The 18,395-nt window shown below is 57.4% G+C and carries 18 protein-coding genes and 1 pseudogene; 11 read left to right on the top strand and 8 right to left on the bottom strand.

Annotated features, from left to right (window positions below; genetic code table 11):
• The 3 genes from EDC30_RS19055 to EDC30_RS19045 all read right to left on the bottom strand — a co-directional run.
• Positions 1–395 (bottom strand): ABC transporter substrate-binding protein (locus EDC30_RS19055; RefSeq protein ID WP_243656868.1); only part of this gene is annotated, 395 nt, incomplete at its 3' end.
• A 197-nt stretch (positions 396–592) separates the two neighbouring features.
• Complete coding sequence (locus tag EDC30_RS19050) at positions 593–1,903, bottom strand: ATP-binding protein (protein ID WP_132260492.1); 1,311 nt, start codon at positions 1,901–1,903, stop codon at positions 593–595.
• A complete protein-coding gene (locus tag EDC30_RS19045; RefSeq protein WP_132260490.1) occupies positions 1,900–2,562 on the bottom strand; it encodes a response regulator in 663 nt (220 codons plus the stop codon). Before EDC30_RS19045 ends, EDC30_RS19050 begins: the two co-directional genes overlap by 4 nt.
• 269 nt (positions 2,563–2,831) lie before the next feature.
• Between EDC30_RS19045 and EDC30_RS19040 the strand changes: the two genes are divergently transcribed.
• A complete protein-coding gene (locus EDC30_RS19040) occupies positions 2,832–3,038 on the top strand; it encodes a hypothetical protein (protein ID WP_132260489.1) in 207 nt (68 codons plus the stop codon).
• A 156-nt stretch (positions 3,039–3,194) separates the two neighbouring features.
• Here the strand turns inward: EDC30_RS19040 and EDC30_RS19035 are convergent, their stop codons facing one another.
• Positions 3,195–3,650 (bottom strand): DUF4124 domain-containing protein, encoded by a 456-nt coding sequence (locus tag EDC30_RS19035; RefSeq protein ID WP_165973890.1) that lies wholly within the window; start codon positions 3,648–3,650, stop codon positions 3,195–3,197.
• Positions 3,651–3,826: 176 nt separating this feature from the next.
• On the bottom strand, positions 3,827–4,213 hold the full coding sequence (locus EDC30_RS19030) for a DUF488 domain-containing protein (RefSeq protein ID WP_132260499.1): 387 nt from the start codon (positions 4,211–4,213) through the stop codon (positions 3,827–3,829).
• A gap of 116 nt (positions 4,214–4,329) precedes the next feature.
• Between EDC30_RS19030 and EDC30_RS19025 the strand changes: the two genes are divergently transcribed.
• From EDC30_RS19025 to EDC30_RS19010, 4 genes are all read left to right on the top strand, one after another.
• Entirely contained in the window at positions 4,330–4,671 is a 342-nt protein-coding gene (locus EDC30_RS19025) for a hypothetical protein (RefSeq protein ID WP_132260485.1), read from the top strand.
• 279 nt (positions 4,672–4,950) lie between these two features.
• Positions 4,951–5,850, top strand: coding sequence for a YihY/virulence factor BrkB family protein (locus tag EDC30_RS19020; protein WP_132260483.1), 900 nt, complete (start codon positions 4,951–4,953; stop codon positions 5,848–5,850).
• A 44-nt stretch (positions 5,851–5,894) separates the two neighbouring features.
• Positions 5,895–7,040 (top strand): M48 family metallopeptidase, encoded by a 1,146-nt coding sequence (locus EDC30_RS19015; protein ID WP_132260481.1) that lies wholly within the window; start codon positions 5,895–5,897, stop codon positions 7,038–7,040.
• A gap of 86 nt (positions 7,041–7,126) precedes the next feature.
• Entirely contained in the window at positions 7,127–7,990 is an 864-nt protein-coding gene (locus EDC30_RS19010) for a cation diffusion facilitator family transporter (RefSeq protein WP_132260479.1), read from the top strand.
• A gap of 29 nt (positions 7,991–8,019) precedes the next feature.
• On the opposite strand, the gene EDC30_RS19005 is transcribed toward EDC30_RS19010, so the two are convergent.
• Entirely contained in the window at positions 8,020–8,607 is a 588-nt protein-coding gene (locus EDC30_RS19005; RefSeq protein WP_132260477.1) for an NAD(P)H-dependent oxidoreductase, read from the bottom strand.
• Positions 8,608–8,724: 117 nt separating this feature from the next.
• Here EDC30_RS19005 and EDC30_RS19000 point away from each other — a divergent pair, with 117 nt between their 5' ends.
• The 5 genes from EDC30_RS19000 (at position 8,725) to EDC30_RS18980 (ending at position 14,610) form a co-directional block, all read left to right on the top strand.
• The gene (locus tag EDC30_RS19000; RefSeq protein WP_132260475.1) at positions 8,725–9,132 is read left to right on the top strand and encodes a hypothetical protein; all 408 of its coding nucleotides are present in this window, start codon (positions 8,725–8,727) and stop codon (positions 9,130–9,132) included.
• Positions 9,133–9,142: 10 nt separating this feature from the next.
• Positions 9,143–9,658 carry a YMGG-like glycine zipper-containing protein gene (locus EDC30_RS18995; protein ID WP_243656867.1) on the top strand — a complete coding sequence of 172 codons (516 nt, stop codon included), beginning with the start codon at positions 9,143–9,145 and terminating at the stop codon, positions 9,656–9,658.
• A gap of 186 nt (positions 9,659–9,844) precedes the next feature.
• On the top strand, positions 9,845–11,275 hold the full coding sequence (locus EDC30_RS18990) for a cytochrome ubiquinol oxidase subunit I (RefSeq protein ID WP_132260474.1): 1,431 nt from the start codon (positions 9,845–9,847) through the stop codon (positions 11,273–11,275).
• Positions 11,265–12,269: a cytochrome d ubiquinol oxidase subunit II gene (cydB, locus tag EDC30_RS18985; protein WP_132260472.1), complete on the top strand. Its 1,005-nt coding sequence runs from the start codon at positions 11,265–11,267 to the stop codon at positions 12,267–12,269. The genes EDC30_RS18990 and cydB overlap by 11 nt, the downstream gene beginning before the upstream one ends.
• Positions 12,270–12,633: 364 nt before the next feature.
• Positions 12,634–14,610, top strand: coding sequence for an MHYT domain-containing protein (locus EDC30_RS18980; protein WP_132260471.1), 1,977 nt, complete (start codon positions 12,634–12,636; stop codon positions 14,608–14,610).
• 203 nt (positions 14,611–14,813) lie between these two features.
• On the opposite strand, the gene EDC30_RS18975 is transcribed toward EDC30_RS18980, so the two are convergent.
• Both EDC30_RS18975 and EDC30_RS18970 read right to left on the bottom strand, forming a co-directional pair.
• Entirely contained in the window at positions 14,814–17,378 is a 2,565-nt protein-coding gene (locus tag EDC30_RS18975; protein WP_132260469.1) for a sensor domain-containing protein, read from the bottom strand.
• Positions 17,379–17,695: 317 nt separating this feature from the next.
• Positions 17,696–18,094: pseudogene (locus EDC30_RS18970) on the bottom strand (aldehyde dehydrogenase); the annotation flags it as partial.
• On the opposite strand from EDC30_RS18970, the gene EDC30_RS18965 reads away from it, so the two are divergent.
• Positions 18,068–18,304 (top strand): hypothetical protein, encoded by a 237-nt coding sequence (locus tag EDC30_RS18965; protein WP_132260467.1) that lies wholly within the window; start codon positions 18,068–18,070, stop codon positions 18,302–18,304. The pseudogene EDC30_RS18970 and the gene EDC30_RS18965 sit on opposite strands and share 27 nt — an antisense overlap.
• The last annotated feature ends 91 nt before the right edge of the window (positions 18,305–18,395 follow it).

Genomic DNA, 18,395 nt, shown 5'->3' with positions numbered 1-18,395 from the left:
CCGGCGCCAATCGAGATGAAGGGCTTTTTCTTTTCCGCAGCCAGTTTGGCGATGGCCAGGTTGACGCCGGAATTGGTGCCGCCCAGGATCATGTCGACGCCTTCGCGGTCGATCCATTCGCGTGCCTTGGAAGCGGCGATATCGGCCTTGTTGAGGTGGTCGGCGGAAATGAATTCGATTTTCTTGCCGTTGACGGTGCCGCCAAAGTCAGCGATAGCCATGCGCACGGCTTCCGCGCCGTTGGGACCGTCGACGTCGGCGTACACGCCCGACATGTCGGTGATCAGGCCAATCTTGACCACATCTCCCGAAATCTGGGCCGAAGCCGATGCGGAAAAACCCAAGGCGAGAGCGCCGCAGACTGCGGCGGTCATGACTTTCATCGTGTTGCGCATGCTATCTCCAAATCAGTGTTTATTATCAAACCAGCACCGACCAAATTTTTATATTGTGGGCGGGCAGCGCACGTCCGAAAAGACGTGGTTGTAGCCAAGAAAATAAAATCAAGGCTCAGGCATCATAGGTGCGCAGATTTAAAACAGACTTAAAAGTTTGTATAAAAGAAAACACTGAAATTCGTATTTGAGAATTATCAAATTGACGTGTGGAAAGTAATTTCCACCTGCAAACCACGCATGCCATTGCACAGCTTGATTTCGGCTCCGTGAAGATGGACGATCTGGCGCACGATTGCCAGGCCCAGCCCGCTACCTTCGGATGGCGTGCCGGGCACCCGGTAAAAGCGGTCCAGAACGCGGTCCAGGTCTTCCTCCGGGATTCCCGGCCCGGTATCTTCGACGGACATCACGATTTTATGGGGGTGCCGGCGCACTACGATATCTACCATGCCGCCGCCCGGCGTATAGCGAATGGCGTTATCCACCAGATTGCCAAGCATGATCCGGAGTGATTCCGGATTGCCGTGGATACAGGCGGGCACAGGATCGGTAATCTTGACCCCAAGGTCGATTCCGCGGTCAGCAGCGATCGGCACGAAATCCGCCGCGACGCTGCGCGCCAGCGCCACCAGGTCGATACGGTCGCTGACCCGGCGTGGGACAGTCGGGTCCTGGCGGGCATGCGTCAGCAGCTGGTTGACCAGGTGGCTGGCGCGCTCGAGTCCGCCCTTCAAGTCGGCGAAGGCCTGGCGGCGCTCCTCGTCGCTGCCAGCCCTTTCCGCCAGCTGGACTTGCAGCTTCAATGCCGTCAGTGGGGTCTTGAATTCGTGGGCGGCATCCGCGATAAACGCGCCCTGGGCCGCCGCCGCCTGGCGCAGGCGCGACAGCAATTCATTGAAGGCATGCGTGAGCGGCTGTATCTCGCGCGGCAGCTCATAGTCCGGGATGTCGGTCAACGCATTGGCGTCGCGCGACTGCACTTGCGCAGCCACCCGCCTGACCGCGGACAGGCTGCGCCGGACGGTAATCCAGATCAGCACGGACAGGAATGGCAGCAGCAGGATCAGCGGCGCCACCGTGCGCAGCGCGACGGCGGCGGCCAGCTCGTGACGCACACTGGCCAGTTGCGCCACCTGCACCACGGTATCGCCGAGCAAGGTGCTATAGATGCGCCATTCGGTCGATTCGACATAGATGTCATGGAATCCCGATTGCCTGGTCAGCGGCAGGTTGTAAATCCCGTGGGAGTTATAGAGCTGGAAGCCGTTGGTGCGGTCCCATACCTGTACCACGAAATCGTCGCGCAGGCTGGTTTCATTGGTGCGGGTGGTGGCAATCGGGCCGGGCGGCTGCGGCAGGGACGACACCAGCTGTTTCATCTGGGTATCCGAGAGCTCGTTGGCTTCCTTGCGCGCGCGGTCATAGACGACGAGCGCGGCGACTCCGATGGCTGTCGTGACCCCAACCAGCAGCCAGACCAGCAGCGTATTACGGATCGATTTCATGTCTGGCGTGGCACCATATAGCCAACGCCCCTGACATTTTTGATGAAATCCGCGCCGAATTTCTTGCGCAGCGAATGGATATAGACTTCTACCGTATTGCTGCCGACGTCATCGTCCCAGCCATAGATTTTTTCTCCGAGCTGGGCAAGCGACAACACCGCTCCCGGACGATCGAGAAACGCCGCCAGCAAGGAATACTCACGGCCCGAGACCGCCACCGGCTGTCCCTTCAGGCACACTTCCCTGCTGGCCGGATTGAGGGTCACGTCGCCCTGGCGGATGACCGTGTCGGCGCGTCCGGCCTGCCGGCGCAGCAGCGCGCGGATACGGGCTTCCAGTTCTTCGACATCGAACGGCTTGACGAGATAATCATCGGCGCCGGCATCGAGACCCTTGACGCGGTCGCATACCGCATCGCGCGCCGTCAATACCAGCACCGGCAGGCGATTGCCGGCCTGACGCAATGACGACAGCACCTCGAGGCCGCCCTTTTTCGGCAAACCGAGGTCCAGCAGCATCAGATCGTAATTCTCGTTGTTGACGGCCAATTCTGCAGCACGGCCATCCTGCACCCAGTCAACTGTGAAACCGTCCTGCCGCAATGCCTTGCGCAAGCCCTCGCCCACCATGGAATCGTCTTCGACCAACAACAAACGCATCGGCTCTTACCATACTGAATGAAATGTCGGCCTATTTTACGAATAAATGGCAGACAAGTGTCGTACGTTTGACGGAATGCCACACATAGCCCTTCGATCCATACTGGTAATACCCAACAGGAACATGTCAGAGCCACTCATGTGACATCGTTCTGGATCAATCCCTCTTTGCCTGAACTCGCAGATAAGAGCGTTATCCAAGTTACAAGGAATGCAAGTTTAGCAGCAAGTTATTTCAAACAATTGGATTATTGAATGGACGCCCTATCATGAACCAGCCGACTCAACCGAACCAAGCCATGAACGCCGCCAATGGCAAGCCTGAAATCCACCCGGGCGATGACGCGCTTCCGGACACGCCGGGCACCGGCGAAGACATCTGCCCGAAGTGCAAAGGCACAGGAAAGCTCAACGGTGCGGATTGCGATAATTGCGGCGGAACCGGAAAAATCGTGGAAGGAATTGGCGGCGGCTAGTGGCGACGCTTGATTTCGCGAGCGGCAGTCTGTACCGCCACGGCGTCAGCCAGCCTGATCTCCGGCATATCGCCGATCCGTCATTCACAGGTTACGAAATCACACCCTTGACCTTGGCACGCGTCATCGTCGCCAGAGAAGCCACGGCAAGCATTGCTATCTGCTGCACTCCTGTGCAGGATAAGGCACTGGCGGCCCGCAAGTTTCGAAGGCGTTCGGCTTGAATGATCCGTTTACATTCATGAAGGGTGCCAGGCATTCGGAGCTTTCCTGGAAGCGGCGCAACATGACTGCGCAATCATTGGCGGGTGGAGGAGACGCTGCCGCACTGCTGGCTGCGTTGCCTGGCTGGGAACCTGAGGAATACTGCTGCGCCCGCTCCCGCTCGATACGATCAGCCACCTCGGCGGAACGTTCCCTGTCATGCGCGGCGCGTTTTTCCGCTTCCCGTCGGCGCTCTCGACTCACTTCAAACTGGCGGGAATCCATCCGGGTCACAGGCTGACTGGAGCGGGCCGGTGCCTTATCGGAAAAATGGACGTGGCCATCGTCATCTACCCAGCGATAGATATCGACGCCCTGCGCCGAGGTACAGAAGCAAATTGCCGACATGATCAGCGGTATCCACATTCGGCTTTTATTTCGTGCGTATGAACTCGGGTCCAAAGCAGGCTCCATGGTCAGCCTCTCTCCGCCATATCAGTCCATCATGTCGACAGCCGTCATCCGGTTAACGACGACGCCATGACGAATAAGCGACATTCGTTTTTTTGTCCGTGCGTCCGCCATCATTTGATGCTGGCGCCGCGCTGAAGCAATACCTCTTTCAGAATCGACCGATGGCAACGGCTTTCATCTTCACAATAGCACCCGATCGAAAAATCGGTGCGATGGGAAAGCGCAGCAAGCAGATCCAGATCCTTCCTCGGGCCCGGCTCTTTCAGCTCGGCGAGAAACCGCCGCTTGAACGACTTCCACTCCTGCTCGCTCGTGGCCGTCAGCGCTTGCTTCACCAAGGCTTCGCTCGGCGACAGATTAGGGAACCACACGTCATAGATATCCCTGGCGGCGTACTCTTCCTTCCTTACGCCGCGAGGAGGACGCCTGACCGTGCCTATTCTTAAGCCTTCGCCAGTTTCTCTTGGGCTACCGAGCCTCACTATCCTGATCGACATTTTCGATTTCGAAAAATTCATCCTGACTCAATCAGCTTACATGGCTTTTCAACTTTTCAGCAGCAACATGGTCATATTGAAATCCATATCAACTGACGTGCAAAAAGGAGCGATGCATGACGCAACTCGACGCAACAGAACTCGAAAAACAATATCAATATCCGGAATCGATGCAGGTGTACGGAATCGTCGTCGATGATCGCCTTTCAAACGCCTTGATCAAGCTTGGCCTGGATGCACTTAGTCAAAAGAAAGTGGATCGCCTGATTTTCCTATGTCTCGATCCACACGATATCCGGGAGCGGACCGACTGGACCGATATCATTGCCCATATACCCGCCACAAATGGCGCGCGGCCGGAATATGACGTCAGGATCGTTCAATCTCCCGCGGAACTGATGCACGCTTCATTGAACATGCGCGTCGTTCGCCTGCCGGTGGATTCAGTTGTCATCTAGCGCTTGCAGTCTCAAGCAAGGCGCCACCTTGGCTTGTTGCGCGACAAATTTCCACCTACCTCAAGGCGTGGTGCGGGCAACTTGATACCTTGTGACGAGAAGCGGACAAATGCAAAAGCGGGAGCCCCTTTCATTGAAGCGGTCGAGCATTCGCTGACTCGACCTTGAAAATCTCGTGGGCGCTGCCTGGCGTAAATGCTGCATTCTTACCGGCTCGGTGCAGAGGCGGTGCCCGAGCATGATGGCCGTCCCATCTGTATACCTACCATGGAGTGGGATATGAAAATTGCGGGATTTGAGGGAATCAACCCGGTAGCCGTGCTCGTCAAGGCAGTCCGGAATTTCCTCTCGCACGACATGTCGACCTATGCAGCCGGGCTGGCTTACCATGTCCTGTTTTCGCTCTTCCCTTTCATCATTTTTCTCATCGCCCTGTTAAGCTTTTTCGAATTGTCGGACTTTTTCAACTGGCTTCGCGACAATACCCGTGCATTTTTGCCGCCGCCGGCAATGGAACAGGTCGATCGCGTCATCGGCGAATTGACCTTGCCGCAAAAAGGCTTGCTGTCGTTCGGCGCCATCAGCGCGCTGTGGCTCGCTTCCCAGGCGATACGTGCGATCATCACGGCATTGAACGTTGCCTACGATGCCAAGGAAACGCGTCCTGCCTGGAAGCTGTATCCATTGTCGATACTGTTCACGCTCGGGATTGCCATCATGATGATGCTGGCTGCGGGCCTGCTGATCGTCGGCCCGCAAGCCATGCAGTGGCTGGCGCAGAAGGTGGGACTGGAATCGCTATTCGTCACCCTGTGGGCATGGCTGCGCCTGCCCGTCGCGCTACTCATCGCCAGCCTGGCGATTGCGCTGATCTACTATGTCGCGCCGGATGTCCCGCCGCACATTCCGCATAAATTCAAACTGATCACGCCCGGCTCAGTCCTGGCCGTGGTGATCTGGGTATTGGCGTCGATCGGCTTCAGCTACTACGTGCAAAACTTCGGGAATTACAACGTTACGTATGGCAGCATCGGCGCCATCATCGTCTTGCTGCTGTACCTGAATTTGTCCGCCGCAGCCTTGCTGTATGGCGCGGAAATCAATGCCATCATCGAAGGCCATGCCGCCAAGGTATTGCGCGAACAGCACAATAAGACTCACCTAAGGTCAGCCACATAAACTCCAGGCTCGCTAATAAGAACGTCCATCAAGGGAGAAAGCCGTTGAACAACAAAAGCAAATTCCGGCTGCAAGTCCGTGCATTGAACCGGAACAGGCTCTACATGCTGGCGTGGCTGTGCGCCTGCCTGGCCGGATGCGCCGCGCCGCTGCCGCCTCAGCCTGTCAGCGCCCGGCGAACACCGGCACCTGCTTCGCAACCATCCAGGCCAATGGTTGCGCAAGTGCCGACGCCTGCCGCCACTGAAACGCAACAGCCTCTACCCACCGGCGCCGTTGCGCCGTCCGCGCAATCCGCGCCGGCACTGCCGGATAAGGCGACGCAACTGCGCACCTGGGTCGATCAGCAAGCCCGTCTCTATCGCGTCGCCGCGCCGCTTTTGATCAACAATACCGAGTTATGCCCGCGCCATGCCCGCAACCTGCTCGGCTTCACGGCCAAGAACCGTTATTCGTACTCCGAGGCATTTGCGGATACGGCGCAAGCGGCACTGCAATTGAACGACCGCTTGCGCGTCATGAATGTCTTGCCCGGCAGTGGTGCGGAACAGGCGGGCCTGCAGAGAGGCGACACGTTGACTGCCGTTGAAATCGAGCCCTTGCCGCAGGGCCCCGACGCCGAGCGTGCCAGCGCAAGCATCATAGCGTCCGAACTGAAGGGCCGCGCCAACGTCGGCCTGACCGTCATGCGCAACGGTGATCGGACGACGCTGGACATTCCCCTTACCTCCGCCTGCGCCATGGTCATCGACCTGGGCAATGCCGACTTTGCAGCCAGCCTTGCTGACGGACAGCGCATCCTGATCACGCGTGGCATGTTGGACCAGACGCCGTCAGATCAGGAACTGGCTTACGTGATTGCGCAGGAGATGGCCCGCAACATCCTGGCACAGCAAGCCTTGCCCGATGTCGCCGCCTTGATCGACCGACTCAATACGCTAGACACGCAGACGGCCGATGCGTCAATCGCCGCCAGCATCGCCCCAATTTCTGCGGAAGCCGGCATGCAAGCCAGGAAGCTGGCGCTGTATCTGCTGGCGCGTGCAGGCTATGGCACGGAAGGCGCGCCGGCCTTCTGGCAACAGATGGGAAATCCGCCTGTTGCCGACGTGGACCTGCCAGTACTGATGGAAACCATCGGCACAATCCGCGCCAAACAGCAATTGAATGCGGCCATCCTCCCGGATTGACTCCTGCGCGGCGTATTTTTCCTAAGCAGAGGTATACTGCCCGGCAACTCATCAACCCAACGTCAACCATCAGCCAGACTATCGTCATGGAAGTCCGCCACTATTTCTGGCTATCGACCGCCGCCGCCGTTCTCACCATCACCCTGAAAACGATCGCATGGTGGCTGACCGGCTCCGTTGGGCTGCTGTCGGATGCAATGGAATCGCTGGTGAACCTGGCGGCCGCGCTGTTTGCGCTGACCATGGTCACCATCGCCAAGTCCCCGCCAGACGCAGAACATCCGCTCGGCCACAGCAAGGCAGAATATTTTTCCAGCGGCGCGGAAGGCATGATGATTTTTGGCGCGGCGGCGGCGATCATCTGGTCTGCCGGCCAGCGTCTGCTTTCTCCGCAGCCGCTGGAATCGGTAGGACTCGGTCTCGTCTTTTCCGCCGCCAGCACGATGCTCAACTTCGGCGTGGCCCAGGCAATGTATCGCGCATCGGTAAAATTCCGGTCGATCGCCCTGCAGGGCGGCGCGCGCCACCTGATGACGGATGTCTGGACTTCCGTCGGGGTGGTGGGCGGTGTCTTCATCGTCGCACTGACCGGACAGCTCTGGCTGGACGCTGTCATCGCGATTGCCGTCGGCCTGCATATTCTCGCTGAAGGCTGGCGGCTGATCCGCACCTCGGCCAATGGCTTGATGGATGCGGCGCTGCCGCCTGAAACACTGGAACAGATCGAGGCGGTGCTGCGGCGGCATGCGGCAAGCGGCGTGCGCTTCGTGAACCTGCGGACGCGCTCCGCCGGATCGCAGAGCTTCGTGTATGTGAACGTACTGGTACCGCCAACCTGGACCATCGTGCAGGCGCATGATTTGCTCGATGAAATCGAGCGGGACATCCATCACATCGTGCCGGACAGCCAGGTTTTTACGCATCCCGAACCGGACCGTACGCAAGCGTAAATAAGCCGAACTGCCATAACGGAGTCCAACTAGGCGCCCTTGCGTCCCAGCGCTTCCAGCTTGACGAGCCAGGCCTCGCCGTCTTCCTGCGACAGGTTGCCGACGCCGCCGATCAGCGTCTCGTGAATCGGCGCGATGCCGACAAATCCCAGGATATTGCGCTCCAGCGATTTCACACTGTGCGCCCGGAAATACCAGCGATAAATCAGCGCGGGCATTCCCATGGTGACGACCAAGCGGGCCGAGCGGCCGGTCAGGCCCTTGCGTAAAAAAGGATTATTTCCCTCGCCGGTGAAGGCGAAACCGGGTCGCGCCACCTGCTCCAGAAATCCCTTGAAGATGGCCGGCATGTCGCCCAGCCAGAGCGGGAAAAACAGCACCAGGTGCTCAGCCCACTTGATGGCTTGCTGGGCCTCCCGCAGCGAAGGCGGCAACAAGCCCTGCTCCCATTCGCGTTCGCTGCGCAGCAAGGGAAAATCCAGCGCCGCCACTTCGATGCGGCGAACGGCATGGCCGCCCTTGCCGGCTCCTGCGGCGTAGGCATCCGCCAGTTCATGCCCGAAATGGCGTTCGGTAGTATCGGGATGGCCCTGCAATAAGAGTATGCGCTTTTCCATATTCGACTCCGGGTCGTAGATGGCAATCTGGCCGGAAGCTGCATTGCCTGGTGCGTCATTGAACATTGGGCAATGACGCCAGTCTAATTTTATTCCTATCGTCTTGCGAGGTGGACGATGAAAAGGTGCAGCCTGATCCTGTTTTTTGCATTGGTCGCCGGCGCGAGCGCCGATGCGTTCGCCCATTCCGGCGGCCACGGGCATCCTCATGGCCGTAGTCGCGCGCACGTCGGCGTGTATGTCGGACCGTCTGTCGGCTGGAGCTGGCATTACCCCGGCGCCTATGCGTATCCCGGTTATGCCTATCCATCCTATTCTCCCTATTACTATCCGTATTCGCCGCCGGTTGTCGTCGTGCCGTCAGCGCCCACCACGTATATCGAGCGCTCGCAGCCTGAAGAAAGTCTCGCGCCGCCGTCTGCCGGCGACTGGTATTACTACTGCCGCAAGCCGGAGGGCTATTACCCTTATGTCCGGCAATGCCCCGGCGGCTGGCAGCGCGTTCCGGCTCAGCCGCAACAGTAAGGAGCGTTACATGAGTAAACCTGCAATTCTTTTTCGCGGCTTCATGGCAATTGCCGTCTTGTTGCTTGCCGCCTGCGTATCGATGCCGGAAGGCCCCAGCGTGATGGTGCTGCCGGGCACGGGGAAAAACTTCGACCAGTTCCGCGCTGACGATTTCGAATGCAGGCGATACGCATCCGCGCAAATCGGCGGCAATGGCGTGTCAGCCTATGCCAGCGACAGCGGCGTGCGCAGCGCCGCTGTCGGCACCGTGCTCGGCGCTGCCGTCGGCGCGGCAGTGAATGGCGGGCGCGGCGCGGCAACGGGCGCTGGTGCCGGACTGGCCCTTGGCGGGTTGAGCGGCACCGGAACGGCACAAGCCTCGGCCTACGGCGCGCAGCAGCGCTACGACGTAGCCTTCATGCAATGCATGTATGCGAAAGGTCATCGCATTCCTTCCAGCGGGCGCTTCCTTTCCGAACAGATGTATACGCCTCGCAATTCAACGCCATACTATCCGCCGCCACCAGGCAGACCGGCGCCATGAACAGGGACTTACTGCCAAGAAGTTATGTCGTCAATTCACATACCAGTATTTTCAGCCAGCGATAAATCCTTGTTCGCTCAATACCGGCACAAATAGAGCAATGCACAATCGGCGTTATTTTCCGTGATATGGCGCATTAGCCAGCGCCATGCACGTCAAGCAGCCGCTCTCGAATAAAGGGATATCATGGATGCATTGCTGCTTTCCAGAATTCAGTTTGCCTGGGTGATCGCATTTCATATCCTGCTCCCCGCGTTTACAGTCGGGTTGGCATGCTATGTGGCGACGCTTGAAGTACGGTGGTGGATCACCAAGGACGACACGATCCGCCGCCTGTCTGCGTTCTGGATCAAGATCTTTGCCATATCCTTCGGCATGGGCGTGGTCTCCGGCATCGTGATGCCATTCCAGTTCGGCACCAACTGGAGCCGGTTTTCGGACAGCGCTTCAAACGTCATCGGCTCCTTGCTGGCGTATGAAGTCATCACGGCCTTTTTCCTCGAAGCCGCCTTTCTCGGCGTGCTGCTGTTCGGCCGCAAGCTGGTGCCGCAATGGGCCCATGCCATGTCTGCCGTGCTGGTGGCGCTGGGCACGCTGCTCTCTTCCTTCTGGATTCTCGCCGTCAATAGCTGGATGCAAACGCCGCGTGGCTATGAAATCATCGATGGCAGATTTTTCCCGACCAGCATGATGGCAATCATCTTTACGCCATCGTTCCCTTACCGCCTGACGCACACGGTCACCGCCTTCGTGGTCACCACGGCATTTGTCATCCTTGGTGTCGGCGCGCATTATCTGCGCAAGAGCCGCTTCCCAACGGAAAGCAAGATCATGATGCGCATGTCGCTGGGTTTCCTGGCCATCATGGTTCCCTTGCAAATCCTGATCGGTGACCTGCATGGATTGAATTCGCTGGAGCATCAACCGGCCAAGGTAGCGGCGATGGAAGGGTTGTGGGAAACGCAGGCCGGCGTGCCGGCTTCCATTTTCGCCATTCCCGACCAGGAAGCCGAGACAAACCACTTCGAAATCGCCATTCCGAAGCTGGCCAGCATCTACCTGACGCACAGCGTCGACGGCGTCGTGCAGGGCTTGAAGGAATGGCCCAGGGAAGACCGTCCGCCCGTGGCGATCGTCTACTTCGCCTTTCGCATCATGGTCGGCATCGGCATGCTGATGCTGCTGACTGTCCTGGTCGGATTATGGCTCTGGAAGCGCGGCAAATTGTTTGAGAGCCCACGCTACCTGCGCTGGTGCATGATCATGTCGCCGGCCGGCTTTATCGCCGTGCTGGCGGGATGGACCACCACCGAAGTCGGGCGTCAGCCCTGGGTGGTATACGGCCTGATGCGCACGCGCGATGCCGTGACGCCTTCCCTGACCACAGGCGATGTAGGGCTTTCCCTCGCAGGATACATACTGAGTTATCTCGTCATTTTCGGCGGTGGCCTGGTTCTCTTGCGACGGCTGGTGCGAATCGGTCCGCCGGTCGGCCCCGAAGACGAGGAACATGAAGCGCCCGCTCATCCAAAGCGGCCGCTGTCCGCCGTCACCGATCACGACGACACTGTTGACGCTCCGGTTGAGCGAGGCCTGGGAGGACGCCATGACGCTTGATCTTGTTCCCCTGTGGGCGTGCATTCTGTCGCTGGCCGTACTGATGTACGTGCTGCTCGATGGCTTCGATCTCGGCGTCGGCATGCTGTTCTTCTTCCGCCGGCACGATGAAGACCGCGACCTGATGGTGGCCTCGGTGGCGCCGATCTGGGATTTCAACGAGACCTGGCTGGTTCTCGGCAGCGGCGGCTTGCTGGCGGTATTTCCGCTGGCGTTTTCCATTATCATGCCGGCCGTATATTTCCCCATCCTGCTGATGCTGCTAGGACTGCTGTTCCGTGGCGTGGCATTCGAATTCCGGGATGTGCCGCGCGCGCGCAAGCATGTCTGGAATACCGCGTTCGCCTGGGGCTCGCTGATTGCCACGTTCTCTCAAGGCGTCGTGCTCGGCAACTTCATTCGCGGTTTTCCGGTGAATGGCCGGATTTATGCCGGCACCAGCTGGGACTGGATCGCGCCATTTCCGCTTCTGACGGGAGTTGGCCTGATCGTGGGATATTGCCTGCTCGGCGCCACCTGGCTCGTCATGAAGACGGAAGGCGACCTGCAGGAATGGGCACGACGGATGGCACGCTGGCTCCTGCTTGGCCTCCTGGCTTTCATCCTCATGGTCAGCGTCTGGACGCCGCTGGAAGAGCCGCGCATCGCCGAACGCTGGTTCAGCTTCCCCAATTTGCTGTACTTTGCGCCGGTGCCGATCCTGACCCTGGTGATTGCGGCGACGCTTTGGCATGCTCTCAGCACGAAACGCGATATGCTGCCATTCCTGTGTGCGATGGGCCTGTTCTTCCTGTCGTACACGGGCCTGATCATTTCCTTATGGCCCTATGTCGCGCCGCCATCCATTACCTTGTGGGATGCGGCAACGGCGCCGATGTCGCAGCAATTCCTCATGGTGGGCACGATGTTCCTGCTGCCGGTGATTCTGCTGTACGTATTCTGGTCTTACTGGGTGTTCCGAGGAAAAGTGCGCGGAGATATCGGCTACCATTAGCATTGCAAGCGCGTCCTGGCAAGCAGCCTCATGCATTGCCAGGCCAGTTGATTGTCATTGTGCCAACCGGTCTTATCAGGCATTGCTGATCCAGGATTGACCTCACGGAATTTATTGCTTGCATCTTGCCTCTAGCGGGAACCATCTTCAGCCTGGAAGTTCTAGCTTATGCATTTAGCGTCTTCATGTATGCTTTTCTTTTGCTAGAGCACAACTCCTCACAGGCAAAGCAAAAATATGCAAGAATCGGGCAGCTACAAAAGCTGAATGATTCTGCACGGCCGGCCTTCAGGTATTACAAAAATAAATTATTAGATAGTTGCTCAACACGACAGCTCGAGACAGCTGTTCACCTACCGCAAAAATGTTGATTGGAACCTATAAAGTTTCACTGGTTATCGTATCAGTGCTGGTCGCCATGCTGGCGTCTTATACGGCATTGAGCCTCGCCGGTCGCGTGGTGCAATCGCAAGGGCGGACGGCACGGTGGTGGATCGCCGGCGGCGCGTTTGCCATGGGCGCCGGCATCTGGGCCATGCATTTCATCGGCATGCTGGCATTCCGGCTGCCGATTCCACTCGGTTACGATCTCGGCATTACCTTGTTGTCCTTGCTGATTCCCGTTGCGGTGTCGGGTGCGGCACTATGGCTGGTCAGCCAGCCCGCATTGCCTTTCAAGCGGCTCGCTGCCGGCGCGCTGTTGATGGGCATCGGTATCAACTCCATGCACTACACTGGCATGGCCGCCATGCGCATGTCGCCCGGTATCGTATTTGATCCCGCACTCTTTGCCGCCTCTGTTGTGATTGCCATATTGGCTTCTGGCGGCGCGTTATGGATGGCATTCCGGTTACGCTGGAATACGCCGCACGTCATTGCCGCCCGCGCCGGCAGCGCCGTCGTCATGGGCATGGCAATCGTCGGCATGCACTATACCGGCATGGCCGCCGCCAGTTTCCCGCTTGGTAGCGTATGCCGCGCGGCCCCGGATGGCTTCAGCCAGGATGGCCTGGCCATACTGGTGATCGTGGCGACGATGGCGGTCCTGACCGTCGCCTTGATCGCATCGCTGTTCGATGCCCGCCTGGAGTCGCGCACCAAAGTGCTCGCGCTCTCGGAGGCGATCGCCGAAGAACGCCAAGTGCTCCTGGAGCGGGAGCGAATCGCGCGGGCACAGGCTGAACGCGTGAGCGAAATGAAAGACGAGTTCCTTGCCACTCTTTCCCATGAATTGCGTACGCCGCTCAATGCCATTCTGGGATGGGCGCAGCTACTCCGCATGAAACAGTATGACAAGGACGCCCTGGAAAAGGGCCTGGAAACGATCGAGCGCAACGCGCTGGCCCAGTCCAAGCTGATCGAAGACTTGCTCGACATGAGCCGCATCATATCCGGGCAAGTCCGTGTCGAGACGCAAATCGTGGATCCCATCAGCGTGATCAACACTGCACTGGAAACCATACGCCCTGCGACGTTGGCCAAGCAAATCCAGGTATCCACCGAATTTTCTCCAGGTATCGGCTCTCTGGTCGGCGACCCGAATCGATTGCAGCAGGTAATGTGGAACCTGCTTTCCAATGCGGTTAAATTTACGCCGGCCGGGGGCAGGATAATCGTCATGGCAAGACAGCAGGAGGCCAGTCTCGTTATCGAAGTGATCGACTCCGGCATTGGTATCGCGCCCGAATTCCTGCCGCATGTCTTCGACCGCTTCCGCCAGGCGGATGCTTCGACCACGCGCAGATTTGGCGGACTGGGACTCGGACTCGCCATCGTCAAAACCCTGGCGGAACTACACGGCGGCACCGTTCAAGTAAGCAGCCCAGGCAAGGATAAGGGCACGACATTTACGCTGCAATTTCCCGTGTACCAGGCCGATAAGGACTTTCCTTCATCCGCATCTTTACCGCACGCCACTATCGCCGGAATCAGCCTGAAATTCCAGCCGGTCGATCTTACCGGCCTAAGGGCCGTGGTCATCGACGACGATGCCGATGCATTGAATCTGGTCGCGACGATACTTGGCGAATGCGGCGCAACGGCCTTGACCGCCACAAACGCCAAGCAGGCACTGGCATTGATTGGCAAGGAGCGCCCGGATGTCATCATCAGTGACATCGGCATGCCGGATCATGACGGATTCAGCCTGATTCAGTGGGTAAGGCAACTCGCACCAGAGCAAGGCGGCAACACGCCAGCCATTGCGCTGACCGCGTTCTCACGCGCCGAGGACCGGAAACGCGCCCTGAAGGCCGGGTTCAACCATTACCTGTCCAAGCCGGTTGATGCCGGAGAATTGATTTCAATTCTCGGCAAGTTGACGACGACGCCGGTGATGTGATCCTTGCCTGCAAGGGAAGAGAAAATACGCCGGATGGCAGAATCAGTACGCGAAAACAAAAAAGCCTGCTTCAAGCAGGCTTTTCTATTTCCGATCCAACTGCGACCAATTAAGCTGGTCTAATTTTGCCAGGTCAGGAGAATTCGTTGGTGGGCGGCGCAGGGTTTGAACCTGCATGCATCAGCTCTTTTAATTGAAGGAAGCTACAGACATTCCATGCTTTGGGCGCAGATACTTTCCTTCAACTTAGTATTTGCTAACGCTTCAAACTGCTCAACAATTAATGGACGACTGAAAAAATAGCCTTGGTAGAATTGGCAGCCGTTTTGTGCGAGAAAATCAAGATGCGCTTCTGTTTCGACTCCTTCCGCTATGACTTCCAGGCCGAGACTCCTTCCTAGCATGATAATCGCATTGACAATGACAGCGGCATTGTGATCGTCCAGCGCATCGCTCACGAATGAGCGATCAATTTTCAATTGATCAAGCGGAAGACGCTTTAGATACGCTAACGAGGAATAGCCGGTTCCAAAGTCATCCAGTGAAAAACCGACCCCTTTCGCCTTTAGCGCCGCCATCTTGTTAATCGTGCCTTCGACGTCGTCGACTAACAGGGATTCAGTCAGCTCAATTTTGAGGCGATGTGGATTGGCGCCAGTGCTTTCTAGCGTTCTCAGCACATCTTTGACGAAATCGGGGCAGCGCAATTGACTGGCGCTGACGTTCACTGCAAGTGTGAAATGCGCAGTTTCTTCGTTACGCGCCCACATCGCTAAGCGCCGACATGCGCATTCCAATACCCAGTGGCCGAGCGGCCGAATCATTCCCGTTGCTTCGGCGACGGGAATGAATTCGGCGGGAGAAATCGTACCGCGCTCTGGATGCTGCCATCGGACCAGCGTTTCCGCGCCTGTCACCCGGCCTGCCGAGTCCACTTGCGGCTGGTAATGCAACACCAACTGCTCCTCTTGCAGCGCCCGGCGAAGGTCCGCTTCGAGCGCAGCCTTTACCATAAGCGCGGCCTGCATCTCGGGATTGAAAAAGCGCAGGGTATTGCGGCCTTCAGCCTTGGCCCGGTACATGGCAAGGTCAGCCCGCCGCAGCACTTCATGGAGGCTTTCGCCCTGGTGCTCAAAGAGGGCGATTCCCAGGCTGGCGCCGCCGAAATATTCGTGTGAGCCGAGGGTGTACGGCTCTTTGAGCGCTGCCAGGATTTTTTCACCGAAGAGCTTCGCATGCGATGCCGCCTCGGCTAGTTCAGTGCTCAGATCTTCCAGAATGATAACGAACTCGTCACCGCCCAAGCGGGCCACGGTATCGCTAGAGCGCACACATGACTTCAACCGGCCGGCAACGTGCTGCAGCAGGAGATCCCCCTTGTCGTGGCCGAAGGTGTCGTTGAGGGTTTTGTAATTGTCCAGGTCAATGAAAAGCAGCGCTCCGCGGCCTGAATCCCGGCGGCTTCGTGCCAGCGCATGGCTCAATCGCTCCATGAGTAAGCGGCGATTAGGCAGTTGGGTCAATGAATCATAGAACGCCAGATGCTGAATCTTGCTTTGGGCGGCCTTGCGTTCCGTGATATCCCGGAAAGTGACCATGCTTCCCACGATGCGCCCCGCATCGAGAATTGGATAGCTCGAGAATTCCACCGGAAACGATGTGCCATCCTTACGCCAGAAGAGTTCATCTTTTTCATAGGCCCCTTTGCCGGAATGATAGGCTTGAAAGATGGAACAGTCCTTGACAGGATAAGCAGATCCATCCGCGTGCCGATAATGGACGAGATCATGCATGTTCTTGCCAAGCGCTTCCTGCACTTCATAGCCCAGCATTTGCGCCCCGGCGCGATTGATGAAGGTGCATAGCCCCTGGCTATCTATGCCCCAAATGCCTTCGCCCGTTGACTCCAGAAGGAGGTTTTTTTCCTTTAACAACCGGTCGCGTTCAATTTCAGCCTGTCTGCGCTCCGACAGGTCTGTCATGCTGCCGACCATGCGTAACACATTGCCTTCCGAATCCCGAAGCACGTACCACCGATCCAGAATAAAAGCATAGGATCCATCGCGCCGGGCGAACCTGTATTCATCCATCCAATGTTCAGTACCGCCTTCCAGGGTGCTGCGCACGCGATGCAATACTCGCTGACGGTCTTCAGGATGGATACGAGCAAGCCACCAATCTGTTCCGGTCCCGATCTCTTTCCGTGAATAGCCAGACAGCGACTCGATATTCTCGTTCCACCAGATCTCATTCGACTGCGCGTTCCAGTCCCAGATTGCGTCAGCGGTCGCTTTCATAACGATATTGAAGCGCTCCTCGCTCGCACGCAGCGCGTCTTCGCGGTGCCGGCGTTGGGAGATGTCCGTAAAATAGACAGCCAAGCCTTCTGCGGAAGGGGAAACCCGCAATTCGACCCATTTACCGAGCGGCGGATAATAAGCTTCGAACGAAATCGCGCAGTTTTCCTGCACAGCGCGGCGATACTCGGTCTCAAAAGCACTGCCTGCCACTGCCTCGAGTTTTTCCCAAATCACCTTGCCTAACAGTTCAGTGCGCGGCCTCTGAAGGAAGTACTCAGCTTTTTTGTTGACATAAATGAACCGCCAGTCAAGATCAAGCATATAAAACGCATCAGATATGCTTTCGAGCATTGTGGTTAGCCGACTATCCAAGGGCGAAGCCAATTGTGTCGATGCTCTCTTATTTTCAAAATCTAAAACAGCCTCAGCTGATTCATGCTTCTTGATTCTTGGTTCCTGCGTCTGCATTTGATGCTATTTCCAAATAGGCCATATACCGATCCAGTTTTTTGCCGCGTTTTAGTTTTTTTAGAGCTGGATACATGCTTCATGAATTGTCGTATTAGACACATTGCGTTAGGCCAAAACGTATGGAATATTACCTCATGGAAATACGCAGGTATAGGAAAACTCTGCTACGCCGCTAACCCGCGTTTTGGTGAGGACTTCGTAGATGGCCGTGGCCCGCCCCAAGGCTTATCGCTAAGTTTCTTTGCAAGAGGGCGGGAAACGATCGGGTAAACATTTCGTCGCCGACGTCTCCCTCAAGATCAGGAGAAATCGCCTCATCTTCCAGGCTTCAGGATGACTTTCGTCCAGCCGTGGTCGCGCGCATCGAAATGCTGGTAGGCCTCTGGCGCCTTGCTCAGCTCGATTTCATGCGACACGATGAAAGAGGGCTTCACCCTGCCGGCATGGATCAGGTCGCGCAACTGGCGGTTGTAGGCTTTGACATTGTACTGCCCGGTGGCGATATGCTGGCCCTTGAACCAGGATAAGCCCCAGTCGAACACGATCTCGCCCTTCTTGGCCAAGTCATCGGATGCGCCCGGATCCTGTGGCGTGAATACCCCGACCACGCCGATGCCGCCGGTGAACTTCACCGACTTGACCAAGTTGTTCATGGTCAGATTGGGAATCTCCTTGCCGGCGGGATCATGGCATTGGTAGCCGACGCACTCGCAGCTCGACGATTTCTTTCTAAAAGGAAGGATATCGATAAGTTTAAGAAAATAACGACAGCAGTGGGCACCGTAGCAACGGTGGTCCCTGCATTGATTCTTGCTTTATGGCGGGAATTTCTTCGTCGGCGCGCATCCAAGAATCATGCATATGGTGTGTTGGCTTTTCTGGCAATGAATTGTTCTGATCCTAAACCGCGCTTTCGCATTTGAATGAAGCGCGTACCGACGTATGCGTATTCTGAAATTCATTTCGCCATGTTGCGCCTATGCTTTTTACTCTTTTGTGTCCACTTGGCTTTAG

The sequence above is a fragment of the Paucimonas lemoignei genome (assembly GCF_004342585.1).
Taxonomy (GTDB): Bacteria; Pseudomonadota; Gammaproteobacteria; order Burkholderiales; family Burkholderiaceae_D; genus Paucimonas; species Paucimonas lemoignei.
Note: the sequence above shows the minus strand (reverse complement) of the source record. Positions and strands in the feature narration are given on the sequence as shown.

Bases quoted from the DNA above. Each gene is read 5' to 3' on its own strand.
- EDC30_RS19050 (WP_132260492.1), bottom strand. From the start codon at position 1,903: ATGAAATCGATCCGTAATACGCTGCTGGTCTGGCTGCTGGTTGGGGTC.
- EDC30_RS19045 (WP_132260490.1), bottom strand. From the start codon at position 2,562: ATGCGTTTGTTGTTGGTCGAAGACGATTCCATGGTGGGCGAGGGCTTG.
- EDC30_RS19040 (WP_132260489.1), top strand. From the start codon at position 2,832: ATGAACCAGCCGACTCAACCGAACCAAGCCATGAACGCCGCCAATGGC.
- EDC30_RS19035 (WP_165973890.1), bottom strand. From the start codon at position 3,650: ATGTCGGCAATTTGCTTCTGTACCTCGGCGCAGGGCGTCGATATCTAT.
- EDC30_RS19030 (WP_132260499.1), bottom strand. From the start codon at position 4,213: ATGTCGATCAGGATAGTGAGGCTCGGTAGCCCAAGAGAAACTGGCGAA.
- EDC30_RS19025 (WP_132260485.1), top strand. From the start codon at position 4,330: ATGACGCAACTCGACGCAACAGAACTCGAAAAACAATATCAATATCCG.
- EDC30_RS19020 (WP_132260483.1), top strand. From the start codon at position 4,951: ATGAAAATTGCGGGATTTGAGGGAATCAACCCGGTAGCCGTGCTCGTC.
- EDC30_RS19010 (WP_132260479.1), top strand. From the start codon at position 7,127: ATGGAAGTCCGCCACTATTTCTGGCTATCGACCGCCGCCGCCGTTCTC.
- EDC30_RS19005 (WP_132260477.1), bottom strand. From the start codon at position 8,607: ATGGAAAAGCGCATACTCTTATTGCAGGGCCATCCCGATACTACCGAA.
- EDC30_RS19000 (WP_132260475.1), top strand. From the start codon at position 8,725: ATGAAAAGGTGCAGCCTGATCCTGTTTTTTGCATTGGTCGCCGGCGCG.
- EDC30_RS18995 (WP_243656867.1), top strand. From the start codon at position 9,143: ATGAGTAAACCTGCAATTCTTTTTCGCGGCTTCATGGCAATTGCCGTC.
- EDC30_RS18990 (WP_132260474.1), top strand. From the start codon at position 9,845: ATGGATGCATTGCTGCTTTCCAGAATTCAGTTTGCCTGGGTGATCGCA.
- cydB (WP_132260472.1), top strand. From the start codon at position 11,265: ATGACGCTTGATCTTGTTCCCCTGTGGGCGTGCATTCTGTCGCTGGCC.
- EDC30_RS18980 (WP_132260471.1), top strand. From the start codon at position 12,634: ATGTTGATTGGAACCTATAAAGTTTCACTGGTTATCGTATCAGTGCTG.
- EDC30_RS18975 (WP_132260469.1), bottom strand. From the start codon at position 17,378: ATGCAGACGCAGGAACCAAGAATCAAGAAGCATGAATCAGCTGAGGCT.
- EDC30_RS18965 (WP_132260467.1), top strand. From the start codon at position 18,068: ATGGCATTGGTAGCCGACGCACTCGCAGCTCGACGATTTCTTTCTAAA.